The sequence below is a fragment of the Streptomyces sp. NPDC003077 genome (genome assembly GCF_040611095.1).
In the GTDB taxonomy this organism is placed as follows: domain Bacteria; phylum Actinomycetota; class Actinomycetes; order Streptomycetales; family Streptomycetaceae; genus Streptomyces.
Map to the genome: position 1 here is coordinate 79,068 of NZ_JBEXNM010000008.1, position 20,040 is coordinate 99,107.

17 protein-coding genes are annotated in these 20,040 nt (G+C 71.8%); 4 read left to right on the forward strand and 13 right to left on the reverse strand.

Features of this window, described 5'->3' with window-relative positions:
- Positions 1-111 precede the first annotated feature (111 nt).
- A complete protein-coding gene (gene rpsD / locus ABZX96_RS08140; RefSeq protein WP_355539790.1) occupies positions 112-723 on the reverse strand; it encodes a 30S ribosomal protein S4 in 612 nt (203 codons plus the stop codon).
- Between the two features lie 185 nt (positions 724-908).
- Here rpsD and ABZX96_RS08145 point away from each other — a divergent pair, with 185 nt between their 5' ends.
- The gene (locus ABZX96_RS08145; RefSeq protein ID WP_355539793.1) at positions 909-1,664 is read left to right on the forward strand and encodes a DUF2470 domain-containing protein; all 756 of its coding nucleotides are present in this window, start codon (positions 909-911) and stop codon (positions 1,662-1,664) included.
- A gap of 217 nt (positions 1,665-1,881) precedes the next feature.
- Here ABZX96_RS08145 and ABZX96_RS08150 read toward each other — a convergent pair whose 3' ends face one another.
- The 4 genes from ABZX96_RS08150 to ABZX96_RS08165 form a co-directional block, all read right to left on the reverse strand.
- Entirely contained in the window at positions 1,882-3,255 is a 1,374-nt protein-coding gene (locus ABZX96_RS08150) for a replication-associated recombination protein A (RefSeq protein WP_355539796.1), read from the reverse strand.
- 337 nt (positions 3,256-3,592) lie between these two features.
- Positions 3,593-4,240 carry a vitamin K epoxide reductase family protein gene (locus ABZX96_RS08155; RefSeq protein ID WP_355539799.1) on the reverse strand — a complete coding sequence of 216 codons (648 nt, stop codon included), beginning with the start codon at positions 4,238-4,240 and terminating at the stop codon, positions 3,593-3,595.
- Positions 4,241-4,653: 413 nt separating this feature from the next.
- Positions 4,654-5,916, reverse strand: a complete 1,263-nt coding sequence (gene hisS / locus ABZX96_RS08160; RefSeq protein WP_355539802.1) for a histidine--tRNA ligase — start codon at positions 5,914-5,916, stop codon at positions 4,654-4,656.
- Between the two features lie 11 nt (positions 5,917-5,927).
- Positions 5,928-6,647, reverse strand: a complete 720-nt coding sequence (locus ABZX96_RS08165) for an MBL fold metallo-hydrolase (protein WP_355539805.1) — start codon at positions 6,645-6,647, stop codon at positions 5,928-5,930.
- A gap of 210 nt (positions 6,648-6,857) precedes the next feature.
- Between ABZX96_RS08165 and ABZX96_RS08170 the strand changes: the two genes are divergently transcribed.
- Positions 6,858-7,694, forward strand: a complete 837-nt coding sequence (locus tag ABZX96_RS08170) for a peptidylprolyl isomerase (protein WP_355539808.1) — start codon at positions 6,858-6,860, stop codon at positions 7,692-7,694.
- A 241-nt stretch (positions 7,695-7,935) separates the two neighbouring features.
- Complete coding sequence (locus tag ABZX96_RS08175) at positions 7,936-9,168, forward strand: DUF349 domain-containing protein (RefSeq protein ID WP_355539811.1); 1,233 nt, start codon at positions 7,936-7,938, stop codon at positions 9,166-9,168.
- Between the two features lie 111 nt (positions 9,169-9,279).
- Here ABZX96_RS08175 and ABZX96_RS08180 read toward each other — a convergent pair whose 3' ends face one another.
- The 8 genes from ABZX96_RS08180 to ruvC form a co-directional block, all read right to left on the reverse strand.
- Positions 9,280-11,805 (reverse strand): RelA/SpoT family protein, encoded by a 2,526-nt coding sequence (locus ABZX96_RS08180; RefSeq protein ID WP_355539814.1) that lies wholly within the window; start codon positions 11,803-11,805, stop codon positions 9,280-9,282.
- A gap of 402 nt (positions 11,806-12,207) precedes the next feature.
- A complete protein-coding gene (locus ABZX96_RS08185; RefSeq protein ID WP_355539817.1) occupies positions 12,208-12,756 on the reverse strand; it encodes an adenine phosphoribosyltransferase in 549 nt (182 codons plus the stop codon).
- Entirely contained in the window at positions 12,753-13,889 is a 1,137-nt protein-coding gene (gene secF, locus ABZX96_RS08190) for a protein translocase subunit SecF (RefSeq protein WP_355539820.1), read from the reverse strand. The genes ABZX96_RS08185 and secF overlap by 4 nt, the downstream gene beginning before the upstream one ends.
- 1 nt (position 13,890) lies before the next feature.
- On the reverse strand, positions 13,891-15,690 hold the full coding sequence (gene secD / locus ABZX96_RS08195; RefSeq protein WP_355539823.1) for a protein translocase subunit SecD: 1,800 nt from the start codon (positions 15,688-15,690) through the stop codon (positions 13,891-13,893).
- A gap of 353 nt (positions 15,691-16,043) precedes the next feature.
- The gene (yajC, locus tag ABZX96_RS08200) at positions 16,044-16,568 is read right to left on the reverse strand and encodes a preprotein translocase subunit YajC (protein WP_355539826.1); all 525 of its coding nucleotides are present in this window, start codon (positions 16,566-16,568) and stop codon (positions 16,044-16,046) included.
- Positions 16,569-16,775: 207 nt separating this feature from the next.
- The gene (ruvB, locus tag ABZX96_RS08205; protein WP_355540041.1) at positions 16,776-17,813 is read right to left on the reverse strand and encodes a Holliday junction branch migration DNA helicase RuvB; all 1,038 of its coding nucleotides are present in this window, start codon (positions 17,811-17,813) and stop codon (positions 16,776-16,778) included.
- 181 nt (positions 17,814-17,994) lie between these two features.
- Positions 17,995-18,615 carry a Holliday junction branch migration protein RuvA gene (gene ruvA, locus ABZX96_RS08210; RefSeq protein WP_355539828.1) on the reverse strand — a complete coding sequence of 207 codons (621 nt, stop codon included), beginning with the start codon at positions 18,613-18,615 and terminating at the stop codon, positions 17,995-17,997.
- Positions 18,612-19,286 (reverse strand): crossover junction endodeoxyribonuclease RuvC, encoded by a 675-nt coding sequence (gene ruvC, locus ABZX96_RS08215; RefSeq protein WP_355539830.1) that lies wholly within the window; start codon positions 19,284-19,286, stop codon positions 18,612-18,614. The genes ruvA and ruvC overlap by 4 nt, the downstream gene beginning before the upstream one ends.
- Before the next feature lie 358 nt (positions 19,287-19,644).
- On the opposite strand from ruvC, the gene ABZX96_RS08220 reads away from it, so the two are divergent.
- A complete protein-coding gene (locus ABZX96_RS08220; RefSeq protein WP_355539832.1) occupies positions 19,645-19,959 on the forward strand; it encodes a hypothetical protein in 315 nt (104 codons plus the stop codon).
- The last annotated feature ends 81 nt before the right edge of the window (positions 19,960-20,040 follow it).

The following is a 20,040-nucleotide window of genomic DNA, read 5'->3' on the forward strand; positions in this document are numbered from 1 at the left end:
GGCGGGGAGACGGCGGGCTGCACGCGGAATCCGCGGGGTGCCGGCGCCGCGACCGGCGGGGTCCGCCGAGGGGCGGAGCCTGCCGGGAGGGCACCGGGCGCTACTCCCGGATCAGCGGGCGTAGTACTCGACGACGAGCTGCTCGTCGCAGATCACCGGGATCTCCTTGCGGTTCGGGTCCCGGTCCAGGCGGAAGGCCAGGGCCTTCAGGTTGACCTCCAGGTAACGGGGGGTCTCACCCTCGGGGGCGTAGCCACCCTCGCGGGCAACCTGGAAGGGGTGCTTCTCGCGGCTGCGCTCGCGGACCATCACGACGTCGCCGGGGCGGACGCGGAAGGAGGGCTTGTCCACCTTGCGGTCGTTGACCGAGATGTGGCCGTGGACGACCATCTGGCGGGCCTGGTAGATCGTGCGGGCGATACCCGACCGCAGGACGAGCGCGTCCAGACGGCGCTCAAGCTCGATGATCAGCGCTTCGCCTGTCTTGCCTTCGACCTTCCGAGCGCGGTCGTAGGCGCGCACCATCTGGCGCTCGCTGATGTCGTACTGAGCGCGCAGCCGCTGCTTCTCCAGCAGACGGACCTTGTAGTCGCTGTTCTGCTTGCGGCCACGGCCGTGCTCACCGGGCGGGTACGGGCGGGCCTCGAAGTACTTGACGGCCTTCGGCGTCAGGGCGATGCCGAGAGCGCGCGACTTCTTGACCTTGGGACGCGACTGGTTCACGTGAAACGGACCTCCATGTAAGTTAGGTGAGGCTTACCTTACCGCGAGGAGAACGCATGTTTCGACCTGGGAACCCCCTGCCCAGTGCAGGTCAGCGCACCGAGGCGGGTCAGCCGCGTCCCATGGAAGACGTCCAGCGGCCCTCGGCCGCCGAGCGTGTACGAACCCTCGTCGAATCCAATGGTATGGCGTCTTTGGACATTCCCGGAGCCGGGGATTCCGACGCGACTCCCCTCGCGGCACCGGTCTGCAGGACCGTGACCCCCGACGGAGACGTGCTGTTGCTGGTTCCTGGGGACTGCGCGGCGGCCCGTGCGGCCCTCCACGCCCAGGACGACGACCTCACCGCCGTGATGGAGATCACCGACGTAGCCCCCGTTTCGGTGCCCCACCGCATCCGCGGCCGGGCCTGGATCGCGGGCTGGCTGACCCCCGTACGCAACGAGGACCGCGCCCCGGCGGCCATGCTGCTCGCCGAGCGGCACCCCGTCGGCGAGCTGCTGGGCATCGGCGAGGCCTTCCAGCCCGAACCCGCGCCGGGCGCCTTCGGCAGGGCCGCATGGGTGATGCTGCGCCTGGAGGTGGGCGAGGCGACGGTCGATGACTTGTGGGGCACCGAGTCCGTCGAACCGGACGACTTCGCCGCGGCGGCCCCGGATCCGCTGGTGGCCCACGAGGCCGAACTGCTCCAGCACCTGCACGCCTCCCACGGGGAGCAGGTGCGCGGGCTGTGCGCGCTGATGGGCGACCGCTCGGCGCGGGTCTGCGGGCGCACCGGGCAGGTCGCGCCGGTGGCGCTGGACCGCTTCGGCCTGCGGGTGCGCTTCACGGACGGCGACCGCCACTCCTTCGACGCCCGCTTCGACTTCCCCGAGCCGGTCCGCGACGTGGCGGAGCTGCGGCGCGCCATGCACGCGCTGTTCGAGGCGGCGGCGGAGTAGGGGCGGAGGCGGCCTCCGCGGACGGCACCTCGCGGGCCCGGCTCACCCGCACGCCACCCTCACGGGCCCGACTCCTGCGCACGCCGCCTCCGCGCGAGGGGCCTCCGCGGACGAGCCCGGCCCGGCCCCGGTGCTCAGCCCTCCGGTGGGATGCACCACCCCTGCGAGCCCGAGCCCGGAGCACGGCCCGGCCCTCTCCGGTGGACGGACCGCGCCCCTACGAGCCCGAGCCCGCCTCCGGCGCCTCGCCGCGCAGCCGGGCGCGGACCCGGTCGGTGACATCGGCGTAGCGCGCCTCGGCGCCGTACCGCGTCGGACTGTAGTAGCGCTTGCCGTGCACCGCGTCCGGCGCGTACTGCTGGGCGGCTATGCCGCCGGGGAGGTCGTGCGGGTACTGGTAGCCCTGGCCGTGGCCGAGCTTCTGGGCGCCCTTGTAGTGGCTGTCCCGCAGGTGGGGCGGCACCGGGCCGGCCAGCCCGGCGCGCACGTCCGCCAGGGCGGCGTCGATGGCCAGGTAGGCGGCGTTCGACTTGGGCGCGAGGGCGAGCGCGATGGTGGCCTGGCTCAGCGTGATCCGCGCCTCCGGGAAGCCGATCATCGCGACGGCCTGGGCGGCGGCCACGGCCGTCTGGAGGGCGGACGGATCGGCCAGGCCGATGTCCTCGCTCGCGGAGATCATCAGACGGCGGGCGATGAACCGCGGGTCCTCCCCCGCCTCGATCATGCGCGCCAGGTAGTGCAGCGCCGCGTCCACGTCCGACCCGCGGATGGACTTGATCAGGGCGCTGGCGACGTCGTAGTGCTGGTCGCCGCTGCGGTCGTACTTCACCGCCGCCCGGTCGACGGTCTCCTCCAGGGTCTGGAGGGTGATCTCCTTCTCGCCCTTGGCGAGAGCGGCCCCGGCCCCGGCCTCCAGGGCGGTCAGCGCGCGCCGGGCGTCCCCGCCGGCGATCCGCAGCAGGTGCGCCTCGGTGTCCTCCGGGAGCGTCACCGCGCCCGCGAGCCCGCGCGCGTCGGTCAGCGCGCGGCGCAGCAGCCCCCGCAGGTCGTCGTCGGTGAGCGGCTCCAGGGTGAGCAGCAGCGAGCGGGAGAGCAGCGGGGAGATGACGGAGAAGTACGGGTTCTCCGTCGTGGCGGCGATGAGGGTGACCCAGCGGTTCTCCACGGCGGGCAGCAGGCTGTCCTGCTGGGCCTTGCTGAAGCGGTGGATCTCGTCCAGGAAGAGGACCGTCTCCTTGCCGTAGCCGCCCGAGGCGCGCCGCGCGCCGTCGATGACGGCCCGGACCTCCTTGACCCCGGCCGTGATCGCGGAGAGCTCCACGAACCGCTTGTTCGTCGCCTGGCTGACGACGTACGCCAGCGTGGTCTTGCCGATGCCGGGCGGCCCCCACAGGAACACCGAGGACGGCCCGGCGGGACCGCCGTTCCCCTCGCCGACCAGGCGGCGCAGCGGCGAGCCGGGCTTGAGCAGGTGCTGCTGCCCGACCACCTCGTCGAGGGTGCGCGGGCGCATCCGCACGGCGAGCGGGGACCCCGCGGGGTCCTTCTCCTGGCGGTCTTCGGCGGCTGCGGTGAACAGGTCGGGTTCCACGTCAACGAGCCTAAGCCACCCCACTGACAACGCCGGTCGCGGACGGGCCGGGGGCCAACCGCGACGGGCCGCACACAGCGGAACCGAGCCCCGGCCCGTACCGCCCGGCCCCGCTCCACCGAAGCCCCGCGCCCCCCGCGACTTCAAACCCGTCCGGCGATTGAGGACAACGCCCCCGGCGTTCACCGGCACCCAGAAATCACCCGCCACCCACCCCAGAGCCCGTCCCCGCGCTCACCGGGGTGTCCTCAAACGCCGGACGGGCTGGAGATGGCGGGCTCGGCACCCATACGAAAAGGGGGCCGCCTCACAGCGACCCCCTCCCCTTCCGGACCCCTCAGATCAGCGAGCTCCAGTACGACCACCACTTGGTCAGGATCAGCAGCGCGATCACGCCGTACCACAGCACCGGCACGACCCAGTGGAACTCCACGACCGTCTTCCGCACCCCTTCGGGCACCGGAATGATCTTGTGCTTGATGTTGTGCACGGTCGTGTACCAGAACATCAGGATCGTGGCGAGCCAGGTCAGCGTGCACCACAGGCACAGCGCGTTGATCTCGTACAGCGACTGCGACATCAGCCACATGCAGAAACCGGCGCCGAACAGCGTGCCCAGGTTCAGCCCGATCCAGTACCAGCCGCGGTACCGGGCGCCCGCCACCAGGCCCATGCCGACGGCCACGACCACCCCGAAGCAGACCAGGCCCAGCACCGGGTTCGGGAAGCCGAAGACCTCCGCCTGCTCGCTCTGCATGACGCTGCCGCAGGAGATGATCGGGCTGATGCTGCAGGCGGGCTTGAAGTTGGGGTCCTTCAGGAGCTCGATCTTGTCCATGGTGATGACCCAGGACGCGAGGATGCCCAGCGCACCGGTGATCACCAGCAGCCAGGCCAGGCCCCGTCCCGCTCCGAAGGTGGGGCGGTCCGCGCCGTTGCCGCGTTCGTCCTCGGTGGACACGTCGTCAAGAGCTGTCGTCGTCATATCGCCGTTCCATCGGTCCTTGAGGTGCGGGTGGGGCGGGCGCGGCGGAGGAGGTGAACCGTCGGGTCCGCCGGGCGGCCTCATTCTGCCCCAACTCGTGTCCCGGCCACCGTTCGGTGAACATAAAACCTTTCCCCTCCTCCCCCGACCTGCCGTCCTTCCCTGGCGGTTTCCCCGTCCGCCCCTTGCCCCGGCACCGGCCCACGGGGGAACGCCGCACAGCCGGACGTGCCAGAAAACGCGGGCCCGAACGCTGCCAGGAAGCGGGGAACCGGAGGGGCGGATGTGCCGAGCCAGAAGGCGAAGAAGCCGACCGGCCGATCCCTTCGGACAACGGGCGGGGCCCGGACGGCGCCTCACGCACCGTCCGGGCCCCGCCCGAAACCGTCCGCCCGGCCACCCGGGCGCGGCCGTCAGCCCAGCCGGCGCCGGACCTCCTCGACCACCGCGTCCAGCGCGACCGGGGTCTGCTCGCCGCTCTCCAGGTCCTTGACCTGGACCACGCCCTCGGCCAGGTCGCGCTCACCCGCGACCACGGCCAGCCGGGCGCCCGAGCGGTTCGCCGACTTCATGGCGTTCTTCAGGCCCTTGCCGCCGAACGCGAAGTCGGTGGCGACCCCGGCCCGGCGCAGCGCCGTCACCGCGGCGAACAGCGTCCGGCGGGCCTCCTCGCCCAGCGGCACCGCGTAGACGTCCGTGGCGGCGGGGACGTCGAGCGTGACTCCCTCGGCCTCCAGCGCCAGGACCGTGCGGTCCACGCCCAGCGCCCAGCCGACGGACGGCAGCGCGGGGCCGCCGATCATCTCGGACAGGCCGTCGTACCGGCCGCCGCCGCCCACCGCGGACTGCGAGCCGAGGCCGTCGTGGACGAACTCGAAGGTGGTGCGGGTGTAGTAGTCCAGGCCGCGCACCAGCTTGGGGTCGTCCTCGAAGGCGACGCCCGCCGCGGTCAGCAGCTCGCGCACCTGCTCGTGGTACGCCTTGCAGGACTCGCATAGGTGGTCGCGCAGCAGCGGCGCGCCGACGAGCTGCTTCTGCACCTCGGGCCGCTTGTCGTCCAGGACCCGCAGCGGGTTGATGTCGATCCGGCGACGGGTGTCCTCGTCCAGGTCCAGGCCGCGCAGGAAGTCCTGGAGGGCGGCGCGGTAGGCCGGACGGCACTCCTTGTCGCCCAGGGAGTTGAGCAGGATGCGGAAGTTCCGCAGGCCCAGCGAGCGGTAGGCGTCGTCCGCCAGGATGATCAGCTCGGCGTCCAGCGCGGGGTCCTCCGCGCCGATGGCCTCGGCGCCCACCTGGGAGAAGTGGCGGTAGCGGCCCTTCTGGGGGCGCTCGTAGCGGTAGTACGAGCCGGAGTACCAGAGCTTGACCGGCAGGTTGCCGGCCTTGTGGAGGCCGGCCTCCAGCGCGGCGCGCAGGACGGAGGCGGTGCCTTCGGGGCGCAGCGCGAGCTGGTCGCCGCCCTTGGTGGTGAAGGCGTACATCTCCTTGGTCACGATGTCGGTGGACTCGCCGACGCCGCGCGCGAACAGCTCGACGTTCTCGAAGCCGGGCGTCTCGACGTAGCCGTAGCCGGAGCGCTTGAGCGGCGCGGAGATCGCCTCGCGGACCGCGAGGTAGGTCGCGGACTGCGGCGGGATCAGGTCGTAGGTGCCCTTGGGGGCCTTGAAGGTGCTCACGGAAAGGTTCGTCACATTCCTCGTCGCGGAGCCGGGTGGGGGTGCGTCCCGGCTCCGAGGCCGGCGGCCACCTCCCGCAGGTACGGGTTGGTGGCGCGCTCGCGGCCGATGGTGGTCTGGGGGCCGTGGCCGGACAGCACCACGGTCGAGTCGTCCTGCGGCAGGCACACGCGTGCCAGCGAGCGGAGGATCTCGGCGTGGTCGCCGCCGGGCAGATCGGTGCGTCCGATGGAGCCGGCGAACAGCAGGTCGCCCGAGAAGAGAATCGGCGGGATGTCCGCCCGCTCGGGAAGCCTGAACGTCACCGACCCCTTGGTATGGCCCGGTGCGTGCGCGACGGTGAACTCCATCCCGGCCAGCTCCAGCGTGCCGCCGTCGGCCAGCTCCCGCAGGTCGTCCGGCTCGCCCACGGTCAGCTCGCCCATGAGGGGCTGCCCGATGGAGCGGCCGAGCGCCTTCTCCGGATCGCTCATCATGTAGCGGTCCTCGGGGTGGATCCAGGCCGGTACGTCGTGGGCCCCGCACACCGGCACCACCGACGCGACGTGGTCGATGTGGCCGTGGGTGAGGACGACGGCGACGGGCTTGAGCCGGTGTTTGCGCAGCGTCTCCTCGACACCCTCGGCGGCCTGGTGGCCCGGGTCGATGATCACGCACTCCTCGCCGGCGGCCGGGGCGACCAGGTAGCAGTTGGTCCCCCAGGCCCCCGCGGGGAACCCGGCAATCAGCACGTTCGTCCTTACAGTTCGGTCCGGCTCGCCGGAACGGGAGGTCCCGGCGGGTCCGGAGATGCGGTCCGCGATCCGGTCACGGTCCGGTCCGGTTGGCCCGGCCCGGGAAGATCCCGGCTGTTCAGAGCCTACCGGCGGGACTCCCGAGCGGGCGAACCCGTATACGGTACGGGCCACGGCAGATCACCGCGCACCCAAGGAGACGACCCGGTGGCCACAAGCGATCAGCGGCGGCGCCAGCTCGCCCGTCAGAAGCTCGAACGCCAGCAGCAGCGGCGGCAGGCGGCCCGGCGCAAGACCAAGCGCCGCAACGCCGTCATCGCGGGCGGCCTGGCCGTGGTGCTGGCCGCGGGCGCCGGCGCCTGCGCGTCGGTGAAGCTGTCCGGTGACGACGGGGCGAAGGCGGACGCCGCCGAGCAGCCGAGCGCGAGCCCGAGCAAGGCCCCCGACCCGTGCGGCAAGCCCGCCAAGGGCGCCCCCTCCAAGGGGCACTGGGACAAGGAGCCGGCCATGAGCATCGACACCTCGGCCGCCTACACCATGCGGCTCGACACCACCTGCGGCGACATCACGCTCAAACTGGACGCGGCCAAGGCCCCGCGCACCGTCAACTCCTTCGCGTTCCTGGCGGACAAGAAGTACCTCGACCACAGCAAGTGCCACCGCCTGGTCGACCAGGGCATCTTCGTCCTCCAGTGCGGCGACCCGACGGGCACCGGCACCGGGACCCCCGGCTACACCATCCCGGACGAGAACCTGAAGGACCCGCGGCTGAAGGGCAACGTCTACCCGGCGGGCACGGTCGCGATGGCGAATCGTTACGACGGCAAGGACGAGAAGACCCGGAACACCGGCGGCAGCCAGTTCTTCCTCGTCTACGAGAACAGCCAGCTGCCGCCGAACTACACCCCCTTCGGAACGATCACCAAGGGCATGGACGTGCTGAAGAAGATCGCCGCCGCGGGCTCCACGCTCGACCCGTCGACCGGCAACACCGCGCCCAACGCCACGGTCGTGATCGACAAGGCGGTGGTCACGAAATCCTGAGCCGAGGCGGCGACCGGCGGCGGCCGTGCGCTCAGGGCGGAATTTCGGCCGCGCTGGGTGCGGACAGCCGACCCGCCGGTCGCCTAGATTGGCGTTGGGTAGGGTGCCTGCTCCGACGGCTGCCACCCCGCCCGCAAGACACCCCCCGTCGGACCGGCCAGGGCGTTGCCCTGCCGGACAGAAACTGTGGACGATGCCGCGGGGCCGCGCGCCCGGGTCGGCATCATGTGGAGGAGGCGCTGTGAGCAGCGACCCGTGGGGCCGCGTCGATGAGACGGGGACCGTGTACGTGCGTACCGCCGACGGCGAGCAGGTCGTCGGATCGTGGCAGGCGGGATCTCCTGAGGAGGCCCTGGCCTACTTCGAGCGCAAGTATGAGGGCCTGGTCGTCGAGATCGGCCTCCTCGAACGCCGGGTCAGGACCACCGACCTGTCGGCGAAGGACGCCATGACCGCGATCGACCACCTGCGGCAGCAGGTGGACGAGCACCACGCGGTGGGTGATCTGGACGCGCTGAGGAAGCGGCTGGACCAGCTCGTCGCGGACGTCGAGGCGCGCCGTGAGGAGCGCCGGGCCCAGAAGGCCAAGCAGAGCGACGAGGCCCGACAGGCCAAGGAGAAGCTCGTCGCCGAGGCCGAGGAGCTGGCGGCCAGCGAGCAGTGGCGGGCGGCGGGCGAGCGGCTGCGCGCGCTGGTCGACACCTGGAAGGGCCTGCCGCGGCTGGACCGCAAGACGGACGACGAGCTGTGGCACCGCTTCTCCCACGCCCGCTCGGCCTTCTCCAAGCGGCGCAAGGCGCACTTCGCGTCGCTGGACGCGCAGCGCGAGGAGGCCCGCAAGGCGAAGGAGAAGCTGGTCGCCGAGGCGGAGTCGCTGTCCGGCTCGACGGACTGGGGCCCCACCGCGGCCCGCTACCGCGAGCTGATGGCCGAGTGGAAGGCCGCCGGCCGCGCCCAGCGCGAGCACGAGGACGACCTGTGGAACCGCTTCCGCGGCGCCCAGGACGTCTTCTTCCAGGCGCGCGGCGAGGTGTTCGCGGAGCGCGACGCCGAGCAGCGGGAGAACCTCACGCGCAAGGAGGAGCTGGTCGCCGAGGCCGAGAAGCTCCTCCCCGTCTCCGACCTCAAGGCGGCGCGGGCCGCCTTCCGTTCGATCAACGAGCGGTGGGAGGCCATCGGCCACGTCCCGCGGGACGCCCGTCCGAAGATCGAGGGGCGGATGCACGCGGTCGAGCGCGCCATCCAGGAGGCCGAGGAGGCCGAGTGGCGGCGGACGAACCCGGAGGCGCGGGCCCGCGCGGCCGGGCTGACCGGCCAGCTCCAGGACGCCGTCGACAAGCTCCAGCGGCAGATCGACGCGGCCCGCGCGGCCGGCAACGACGCCAAGGCCGACAAGCTCGCCCGCGAGCTGGAGGGCCGTCAGGCCCTGCTGGACCAGGCGCTGAAGGGCCTGGAGGAGTTCGGCGGCCGGTGACGTAGCCGCTCACAGGCATGCGGAAGGGGCCCGGTACACACGTACCGGGCCCCTTCCCTTCTTTTTTCTCGCTGTTCTGCCTTTTCCGCGCGGCGCGCTACGTACGCGCTCCTACGGCCTCCGAGCCGAAGTGACCCGGTACACGTCGTACACGCCCTCCACCCCGCGCACCGCCTTGAGCACATGGCCCAGGTGCTTGGGATCGCCCATCTCGAAGGTGAACCGCGAGGTGGCCACCCGGTCGCGGGAGGTCTGCACGGCCGCGGACAGGATGTTGACGTGCTGGTCGGACAGGACGCGCGTGACGTCCGAGAGCAGCCGGGAGCGGTCCAGCGCCTCCACCTGGATGGCGACCAGGAAGACCGAGGACTGGGTGGGCGCCCACTCGACCTCCAGTATCCGTTCCGGCTGCCGGGACAGGGAGTCCACGTTGACGCAGTCCGCGCGGTGCACCGACACGCCGTTGCCGCGGGTGACGAAGCCGATGATCGGGTCGCCCGGCACCGGCGTACAGCAGCGCGCGAGCTTGACCCACACGTCCTCGACGCCCTTGACCACCACGCCCGGGTCGGCCGAGGAGCGCCGCTTGCGGGTGCGGATCGGCGTGGACTCGGCGATGTCCTCGGTGGCCTCGTCCTGGCCGCCGAGCGCCTGCACCAGTTTCTGGACGACGCTCTGCGCGGTGACGTGGCCCTCGCCGATCGCCGCGTACAGGGACGAGATGTCCGGATAGCGCATCTCGTGGGCGAGCGTGACCAGCGAGTCGCCCGTCAGGATGCGCTGGATGGGCAGGTTCTGCTTCCGTATGGCGCGCGCGATGGCGTCCTTGCCCTGCTCGATCGCCTCGTCCCGGCGCTCCTTGGAGAACCACGCGCGGATCTTGTTGCGGGCGCGCGGGGACTTCACGAAGCCGAGCCAGTCGCGGGAGGGGCCCGCGCCCGGGGCCTTGGATGTGAAGACCTCCACCAGGTCGCCGTTGTCCAGGGTGGACTCCAGCGGCACCAGCCGGCCGTTGACCCGGGCGCCTATCGTGCGGTGGCCGACCTCGGTGTGCACCGCGTACGCGAAGTCCACGGGTGTGGCACCGGCCGGCAGCGCTATGACGTCGCCCTTGGGCGTGAAGACGAAGACCTCGTTGCGGGACAGGTCGAAGCGCAGCGACTCCAGGAACTCGCCCGGGTCCTCGGTCTCCTTCTGCCAGTCCAGGAGCTGCCGCAGCCAGGCCATGTCGTTGACGGTGTCCTGACCCTTGCCGGCCCCGCGCGGCACGTCGGTGCGCACCTTGGAGGCGCCGGCCACGGCCTCCTGCTTGTACTTCCAGTGGGCGGCGATGCCGTACTCGGCGCGGCGGTGCATGTCGAACGTGCGGATCTGGAGTTCGACGGGCTTGCCGCTGGGACCGATCACCGTGGTGTGCAGCGACTGGTACATGTTGAACTTGGGCATCGCGATGTAGTCCTTGAACCGCCCCGGCACCGGGTTCCACCGGGCGTGGACGGTGCCGAGCGCCGCGTAGCAGTCGCGGACGGTGTCGACGAGGACGCGGATGCCCACCAGGTCGTAGATCTCGGCGAAGTCCCGGCCCCGCACGATCATCTTCTGGTAGACGCTGTAGTAGTGCTTGGGGCGGCCGGTGACGGTGGCCTTGATGCGGGCGGCGCGCAGGTCGGCCTGGACCTCGTCGGTCACTATGGCCAGGTACTCGTCCCGCTTGGGCGCGCGCTCGGCCACCAGACGCACGATCTCGTCGTACATCTTGGGGTAGAGGATCGCGAAGGCGAGGTCCTCCAGCTCCCACTTGATGGTGTTCATGCCCAGGCGGTGGGCGAGCGGCGCGTAGATCTCCAGCGTCTCGCGGGCCTTCTTCTCCTGCTTCTCCCGCTTGAGGTAGCGCATGGTGCGCATGTTGTGCAGCCGGTCGGCGAGCTTGATGACCAGGACGCGGGGGTCCTTGGCCATCGCCACGACCATCTTGCGCACCGTCTCGGCCTGCGCCGCCTCGCCGAACTTGACCTTGTCCAGCTTGGTGACGCCGTCCACCAGCAGCGCCACCTGGTCGCCGAAGTCCTCGCGCAGCGTCTCCAGGCCGTACTCGGTGTCCTCGACGGTGTCGTGCAGCAGACCCGCCATCAGCGTGGCCGGGTCCATGCCGAGCTCGGCGAGGATGGTGGTGACCGCGAGCGGGTGGGTGATGTAGGGGTCGCCGCTCTTGCGCTTCTGGCCGCGGTGCCACCGCTCGGCGACCTGGTAGGCCCGCTCGACCTGGCGCAGCGTGGCCGCCTCGATCTTCGGGTCGTTGCCGCGGACGATGCGCAGCAGCGGCTCCAGCACCGGGTTGTACGGGCTCTGCCGCTGCACGCCCAGCCGCGCCAGGCGGGCCCGGACGCGGTTGGAGGAGCCGGTGCGCCCGGAGGAGGTGCCCGCGCCGCCCCGGACGGGGACCGGCGGCGGGCTCTTGCGGAGGGGGACGGGCGGCGGCGCGGCGGGCCGGACGGCCGGGGGGCGCGCCGGGGCGGCGCCCTCCGCCCCGCTCGGCTGTGGCGCGCCGGGGCCGGCCGGGTGCTGCGGCTCGGGGCGCGCGGGAGCGGGGTCCCCCTGGCTGACGCCGGGGGAGAGCGGCTGGGCCTCGTCTGGCAAGTGCACTCCTCGGTGGGCCTTCCTCGTCGGAAGCGGGCGAGGAATCTGGTCCGGACCACAAGACCACGAACGGGTCGTCGAGCTGCCATGGTAGCGAGCCCGCCGTCCGGCCTCCCCTGTGACCACGGTTAGGTACATGACAGCGGAAAGCCACCCGGCTTTGTTCCGGGTGCCCTTTTCCCCCGCATATCCGCCGTTCGTACGCGCGAAGAGGCCGCGTCCTCCGCACGAACGCGCCGCGTCCTCCCTCACAAACGCGCCGAGTCGTCCGTGCGAACCGCGCCGTGCCCTGCCACGCGCACGCGCCATGGCCTGCCATGAGGAAGCGCCGGCTCCGCCATGCGAAGGGGCCGGGCGGGAACACCCCCGCCCGGCCCCTTCTCAGCCCCGCTCAGGCCCTGATCACACGGTGATCAGCGCATCCAGCGGTGCCTCCTTGAGCATCGGCTCCAGGCGCTCGCGCCCGGCCAGGAAGCCCAGCTCCAGCAGGACCGCGACGCCCGCCACCTCGGCGCCGGAGCGCCGGATGAGCTGGAGCGACGCCTCGGCGGTGCCGCCGGTGGCCAGCACGTCGTCGATGACCAGGACGCGGTCGCCGGGCGCGAACGCGTCGGCGTGCATCTCGATCTCGGCGGTGCCGTACTCCAGGGCGTACGTCTGCCGCAGCGTCTTGCCGGGGAGCTTGCCCGCCTTGCGGACGGGGACGAAGCCCACCCCGGCCCGGACGGCCACCGGCGCGGCGAGGATGAACCCGCGCGCCTCCAGGCCGACGACCTTGTCGACGCGGTGCCGCGCGCACAGTTCGACGAACGCGTCGGTCAGCGCGCCGAAGGCGGCCGGGTCGGCCAGCAGCGGGGTGATGTCCTTGAACATCACGCCGGGCTTCGGGTAGTCGGGGACGTCGGCGATGCGGCTGAGCAGCAGCTCGCGGAGTTCCTGCGGGGCGGTCATCGGCGCTTCCCTGACGGACGGCCGCGCCCTCGGGCGCGGGAGGCGGGCTGGGTACGGGAGGCGGTCGCGCCGCTGGCGGCGGTCGCGGTGTCCTCGTCGTCGTCCTCGTCGGCGGACCGGGGCTCCACGGCGTCCGCCGGCTCGCCGGACTCCCCCTTGGCCGCGGCGGCGGCGCGCTTGGCGTGCACCCGCTTGGACAGGGCCTTCATCTGCGGGTCGCTCATCTTGAGGTCGGCGACCAGCGGCGTCGCGATGAAGATCGAGGAGTACGCGCCGGCCGCGAGGCCGACGAACAGGGCGAGCGAGATGTCGTTGAGCATCCCCGCGCCCAGGAAGCCGCCGCCGACGAACAGCAGGCCGGCGACCGGCAGCAGCGCCACGATCGTGGTGTTGATCGACCGCACCAGGGTGCCGTTGATGCTGCGGTTGGCGATCTCGCCGAAGGTGTAGCGGGTCTGCTTGGTGATGCCCTTCGCGGACTCCTTGAGACTGTCGAAGACCACGACGGTGTCGTACAGGGAGTAACCGAGGATCGTCAGCAGACCGATGACGGTACCCGGCGTGACCTCGAACCCGACCAGCGCGTACACACCGACCGTGATCGTCAGGTCGTGGATCAGCGCGATCAGGGCGGCCAGCGCCATCCGCCACTCGAAGGCGATGGCCAGGTAGATCACGACCAGGACCATGAAGATGGCCAGGCCCAGCCACGCCTTGTTGGCGATCTCCTCGCCCCAGCTGGGGCCGACGAGCTGGGTGTTGATCTCCTTGGCCGGGATCTTCAGATCCTTGGCCAGCTCCTCCTGCACCGGCAGCGCCTGCTTGGTGTCCAGGTCGCTGATCTGGATGCGCAGGCCGCCGTTGCCGAGCTTCTGGACGGTGGCCTGGTGGCCCTCGGCCGCCGACTCGGCCATGTGCTGCGCCTGGGAGGCGGAGACGCTGGTGCGCTCGGTGGTGAAGACCGCGCCGCCGGAGAACTCGATGCCCATGTTCAGGCCGCGCACCGCCAGGCCCACGATGGCCGTGATGGTGATCAGGATGGAGATGCCGTACCAGATCTTCCGCTTGCCGATGAAGTCGTAGCCGACCTCACCGCGGTAGAGCCGGGCGCCGATGTTGCCGAGCTTGGACATCTCACGCCTCCTTCGTCTCGATGGGGGCGGTGACACGGCGCCGGCCACCGCGCAGCGGCGGGCGGGCACCCAGGCGCCTCGGGTCCAGGCCGGACCACGGATGCCCGCTGGCGAAGAACTTGCGCTTGGCCAGCAGCGTCATCAGCGGCTTGGTGAAGAAGAAGACCACCACGACGTCCAGGAGCGTGGTGAGGCCGAGCGTGAACGCGAAGCCCTGCACCTTGCCGACGGTGACGATGAACAGCACCGCCGCCGCCAGGAAGGAGACGAAGTCGGAGACCAGGATCGTGCGGCGGGCCCGGGGCCAGCCGCGCTCCACGGCCGGGCGCAGCGAGCGGCCCTCGCGGATCTCGTCCCGGATGCGTTCGAAGTAGACGATGAACGAGTCGGCCGTGATGCCGATGGCGACGATGGCGCCGCAGACGGCGGGCAGGTTCAGCGCGAACCCGATGGCCGGGCCGAGCAACGTCATGATCGTGTACGTGAGGACCGCGGAGACCGCCAGGCTCGCGAGGGCGACCAGCGCCAGGCCGCGGTAGTACGCGACGAGGTAGACGATGACGAGCGCGAGGCCGATGGCGCCCGCGATCAGGCCGGCCTCCAGCTGCTCGCCGCCGAGCGCCGCGCTGACGGTGGTCTCGTCCGCGATCTTGAAGGACAGCGGCAGCGAACCGTAGGCCAGGACGTTGGCCAGGTCCTCGGCGGACTGCTGGGTGAAGCTGCCGGAGATGGTCGCCTCGCCGGCGATGGCCTTGCTGACCGAGGGGGCCGAGACGGTCTCGCCGTCGAGCACGATCGCGAACTGGTTCCGCGGCTGCGCCTGGGCGGCCAGCTTGCCGGTGGTCTCGGCGAACTTCTTGGAGCCCTGCGAGGTGAACTTCAGCTGGACGATCCAGCCCATGCCCTGCTGGGTGTCGAGCATCGCGGACGCGCCGGACACATCGACGCCCTCGACCTCGACCGGACCGAGCGCGTACTTCTCCTGGCCGTCCTTGCTGCAGGAGACGATGTCATCGCTCGACTTGGTGTTCGCGGCCTGCTCGGCGCCCTTGGCCCGGGACTCCTTCGTCGAGCAGTCCAGTGCCGCGAGCTTCTTCTGCAGGTCGGCGGAGATACCGCCCGCCGGGTCGGGCTGCGTGGGCGCGCTGGGCGGGGAACTCGGCTTCGCGGAGGCGGAGGCGGACGCGCTCGGGGTGGCGGACGGGGCCTTCTTGAGGCCCTCGGTCACGGCACGGCCCTGCGTGGACGCGGACGGCGTTGGTGAGGACGCTCCGTCCTCCGTGCCGTTTTTGTCCTTGCCGTCCTTGTCGCCCTTGTCGCCTTGGCCCTTGCCCTTCGCGGACGGGCTGGGGCTCGTCGAGGGGCTGGTGCTCGGCTCGGGGGTCCTGGCGCCGGGGGCGACCGTCAGCACCTGGCGGAAGCCGAGCTGCGCGGTGGTGCCCACCTGCTGGCGCGCCTGGGCGGCGTCCGTGCCCTTGGGGATGTTGACGATGATGTGCCGGTCGCCCTGGGTCTGGACCTCGGTTTCGGACACGCCCAGGCCGTTGACACGCCGGTCCATGATGTTGGCGGCGGTCTTCAGGTTGGTCTCGTTGATCGCGTTCGGCTTGCCGGGCTGGTTGCGGGCCTCCAGCGTGAAGCTCGTACCGCCGGCGAGGTCGATGCCCAACCGTGGCGCCAGGGTGCCGGAGTAGAACATGCCCCCGACCAGCGCCACCATGGCGATCAGGATCAGGGCCAGGGTCCGCCCCGGCCTCCCCTGGCTCCCGGGGGCTCTGCGCCCCTTCTTCGGTGCTGCCACCTTTTCGTATCTCCCTGTCCAACCGCCCGGCTTCGGGTGTGTGCCGGGCGGCCACGATGTTGTGGGGACGTGTCCCCGCCGGGGCCTGCCGTCTGTCCGACGCGTCCCGGTCGCCCACCGGGGCACGGCCGTCGGTGTCCGGGGCGGTCGGCCCCCGAACGGCGGTCGCCGGATCGCCCGCGTACGCACGCGGGGCACGGGGCGGTCCGGTGACGCGACGGGCCCGCGCACCGGGCGCCACAGGCCAGGCGGGAAACGTCGGGACAGACGATGTGTCAGACAGACCCTAGACCGTCACGGACCCGCGGCGCACCGCTGAGGGCGCGGTCCGCGGGTCCGTTCGCGGGCGACGGTCACTTCGCGTCGGCGCCGTCGTCCTTCTTGCCGTCCTTGGAGGCGTCGGCCTTGCCGGCGTCCTCGGCCGCGGGGGCGTCGGACGGCTCACCGGTGGCGGACTTGCCGAGGTCGATCTTCTCCGGCTCGTCCTCGCCGTCCTTCTTCTCCGGCTTGTCCTCGCCGTCCTTGCCGTCCGCGGTGGCGCCGGTCAGGGAGGAGGCGTCGTCCGGCACGACCGGCTGGTCGTGGTGGTCCGGGTCCGCGCCGTCGATGATGCGGTTGTACTCCTCGTCCGCGAGCACCGCGCCGATCGCGTTCTTGGCGTAGAGAGCGTGGACGCCGGGCGCGACTTCGAGGAGGACCGTGTCCTCGTGGATCTCCTTGACGGTGGCGTACATGCCGCCGATCGTGCGCACGCCGGTGCCCGGCTGCATCTGGTTGCGCATTTCCACGGCCTGCTGCTGCTTCTTCTTGGCAGACCGGGTCATCAGGAACATGGCCCCGATGAGGACGATGAACGGGAGGAGGGTCACGATACTCACGGGACGGAAATCCTTCACACGACCGCCGGCTTCGCGGTCTGGTATACGGGGGTGGGTATGCCGCCATCCGGCGGCATCGGCGGAGTCTAAGCGAGTCCGCACCAGTGGAACAACGCCCAGCATGGCACCCCGGTTCCTGACCGGGCGACTGACCGCGCCGTCTCTTTCGGCACCGCGCACGCCTCGGCCACCAGAGTGTGCCCTGGGTCACGCGCCGAACAGGCCCTGCTGTCCGGCCGCGCCCGGCTGCTGTTGCGGCGGCACCAGCCCCATGTGCGTCCAGGCGGCGGGAGTGGCGATCCGGCCCCGGGGCGTACGGGCCAGCAGCCCCTCGCGGACCAGGAACGGCTCGGCCACCTCCTCGACCGTCTCGCGCTCCTCCCCCACCGCGACGGCGAGGGTGGACAGCCCCACCGGCCCGCCGCCGAACAGCTTGAGCAGCGCCGTGAGGACCGCGCGGTCCAGGCGGTCCAGGCCGCGGCCGTCCACCTCGTAGACGGCCAGCGCCCGCGCGGCCACCTCGCGCGTGATCACGCCGTCCGCCTTGACCTGGGCGTAGTCGCGGACCCGGCGCAGCAGCCGGTTGGCGATGCGCGGGGTGCCGCGGGAGCGGCCGGCGATCTCGGCGGCGCCGTCCGGCTCGATCGCGACGTCCAGCAGCCCGGCGGAGCGGTGCACGACCCGCTGGAGCTCGGCCGGGGCGTAGAACTCCATGTGCCCGGTGAAGCCGAAGCGGTCCCGCAGCGGGGGCGGCAGCAGCCCGGCGCGGGTGGTGGCGCCGACGAGGGTGAAGGGCGGCAGCTCCAGGGGGATGGCGGTGGCGCCGGGGCCCTTGCCGACGATGACGTCGACGCGGAAGTCCTCCATCGCCATGTAGAGCATCTCCTCGGCGGGCCGGGACATCCGGTGGATCTCGTCGAGGAAGAGGACCTCGCCCTCCTGGAGGGAGGAGAGGATCGCGGCCAGGTCGCCGGCGTGCTGGATGGCCGGGCCGGAGGTGATGCGGATCGGGGCGCCCATCTCCGCCGCGATGATCATGGAAAGGGTGGTCTTGCCGAGGCCCGGGGCGCCGGAGAGCAGGACGTGGTCGGCGGTGGCGCCCCGGGCGCGGGCGGCCCGCAGCACCAGGTCGAGCTGTTCGCGCACCCGCTCCTGGCCGACGAACTCCGTCAGGTCCTTGGGCCGCAGCGCGGCCTCGACCGCGCTGTCCTCACCGTCCGCGTCCGCTCCCACCAGGCGGTCCACGAAGGCGGCCGGGTCGGCCTCGCCGTTCGCGGGGCCGTCCGGCCACGGCCCGTCCGCGGCGTCGGTGCGCTCGTCCCAGTTCACTGCTTCCTGCCTCACGTCGTCGTCCCGGCCGCGGTGGCCGGGGTCCTGCCTGTCCGGTGCGGCGGGGCCGGGGCTCGCCGCCCTGGACCCCGGCGGCTCAGCGCGTCCGGTTCAAGGTCCGCAGCGCCGCCTTGAGGAGCTGCGCGACCTGGGGCCGGCCGCCCTCGGCGACCGCCGCCTCGGCCTGCGGGGTGACGGCGGCGATCGCCTCGTCCGCCTCCCGCACGGCGTAGCCCAGGCCGATCAGCGCGGCGTGCAGCTGATCGCTCCAGCCCGGGGCCGCGGTGCTCCGGGCGGCGGGGGCGGCCGTCCCGACGGGGGCGCCGAGCCGGTCCTTGAGCTCCAGGAGGAGTTTCTGCGCGCCCTTCTTGCCGATGCCGGGCACGGCGGTGAGCGCCTTCTCGTCCGCGGTGGAGACGGCCAGCCGCAGCGCGTCCGGGGAGTGCACGGCCAGCATCGCCTGCGCCAGGCGGGGGCCGACGCCGCTGGCGGTCTGGAGGAGCTCGAAGGTCTGCCGCTCGTCGTCGTCGGCGAAGCCGTAGAGCGTCAGGGAGTCCTCGCGGACGACGAGGGAGGTGGCGAGCCGGGCCGGAGCGCCCACGCGCAGCCCGGACAGGGTGTTCGGGGTGCACTGGACGGCCATGCCGACGCCGCCGACCTCGATGACGGCGGAGTCCGGCGCGAGGGCCGCCACCGGCCCTGAGACGAAGGCGATCATCGGGGGGTGTCCTTCCGGGTGGTGCTGGGGGCGAGATCGTGGGCGCGGGTGCCCGGGGGCGGCGGGCCGGCGCCTTCGGGGGGTGCGGGCGCGCTCGCGGACGGCCGCCGGGCGGCGGCGCGGGCCCGTTCCAGCCGCTGGGCGGCGGGGGCCGGGGTGCGGCGGGCCGCCTGCTGGGCCACCGCCAGCCGGTTGATCGCGGGCGCCCGCCAGATGTGGCAGATGGCCAGCGCCAGCGCGTCGGCGGCATCCGCCGGCCTGGGCGGCGCGGTGAGCCGCAGCAGCCGCGTGACCATGGCGCCCACTTGCGCCTTGTCGGCCCGGCCTGACCCCGTGACGGCGGCCTTGACCTCGCTGGGGGTGTGCAGCGCGACGGGCAGCCCGCGGCGCGCCGCGCACAGCATGGCCACCGCGCTGGCCTGGGCGGTGCCCATGACGGTGCGGACGTTGTGCTGGCTGAAGACGCGCTCCACGGCGACGTACTCGGGCCGGTACTCGTCCAGCCACTGGTCGATGCCCTGCTCGATCAGGACGAGCCGCTGCGCGACCTCCGCGTCGGCCGGGGTGCGCACCACGCCGACGCCGAGCATCGTCAGCGGCCGGCCGGCCACGCCGTCCACCACGCCGACGCCACAGCGCGTCAGCCCCGGGTCCACGCCGAGTACGCGCATGATGTGCCCTCCCACGACCTGCTGACAACGCCGATGACCAACACTGACGACCGTCCTGCAGGTTATCCGCCACCACTGACAAAGCGTCGAGCGCGGGGCGAGAGACGCAGACAGCAGCCGTACGCACGCCGTCCACCGGCCGTTCGCGATCAATCCCGAGCCAACATTTCGGCCATCGAGGCCTGAACTTCACCGAAAACCAGGAAAAATGCGGCGGAAATAAAAATATCGATCCTACCGCCCGTCGGAATGATCTTGTAACGTGCAGCCGGTGCGCACCCACCGTGACCGGGTGACCGCGCACTGACATGCCGGTGCACCCACCGTGCGTGTATGGGAGAGAAAGGACCGAAGAACCATGCGTCGTATATCCAAGGCGGTCGTCGCCGCGTCCATGGCCGTCGCCACCCTCGGCATCGCCGCTCCGGCGTCGCAGGCGGCCACCGCCGGCGCCGACGACATGCACCGCGGCCGGAGTGGCTGCTTCAACTGGTCCTGGGCCGATGGCGTCTCCACCACCACCGTCTACTACCACAACACCTGCAACAAGAAGGCTTCGCTCTACATCTGGTGGAAGAACGGTGCGGTGGACCAGATGAAGCGCGTGGATGCCGGTCCGGGTGGCTCCGGTCACATCAAGCACGTCGGAACGGTGAAGTCCATCGATGCCTGATCCAGAGAACGGGTCAGTCGCGATCAACCGAACGACCTTTGATCGCCGCGATCACCTTTGATCATTGAAATCGGCCCGCCG

Excerpts from the sequence above, each read along its gene's own strand:
- ABZX96_RS08145 (WP_355539793.1), top strand. The coding sequence starts at position 909 with ATGGCGTCTTTGGACATTCCCGGAGCCGGGGATTCCGACGCGACTCCC.
- ABZX96_RS08155 (WP_355539799.1), bottom strand. The coding sequence starts at position 4,240 with ATGACGACGACAGCTCTTGACGACGTGTCCACCGAGGACGAACGCGGC.
- ABZX96_RS08185 (WP_355539817.1), bottom strand. The coding sequence starts at position 12,756 with ATGACCGCCCCGCAGGAACTCCGCGAGCTGCTGCTCAGCCGCATCGCC.
- secF (WP_355539820.1), bottom strand. The coding sequence starts at position 13,889 with ATGTCCAAGCTCGGCAACATCGGCGCCCGGCTCTACCGCGGTGAGGTC.
- ruvA (WP_355539828.1), bottom strand. The coding sequence starts at position 18,615 with ATGATCGCCTTCGTCTCAGGGCCGGTGGCGGCCCTCGCGCCGGACTCC.
- ruvC (WP_355539830.1), bottom strand. The coding sequence starts at position 19,286 with ATGCGCGTACTCGGCGTGGACCCGGGGCTGACGCGCTGTGGCGTCGGC.
- ABZX96_RS08220 (WP_355539832.1), top strand. The coding sequence starts at position 19,645 with ATGCGTCGTATATCCAAGGCGGTCGTCGCCGCGTCCATGGCCGTCGCC.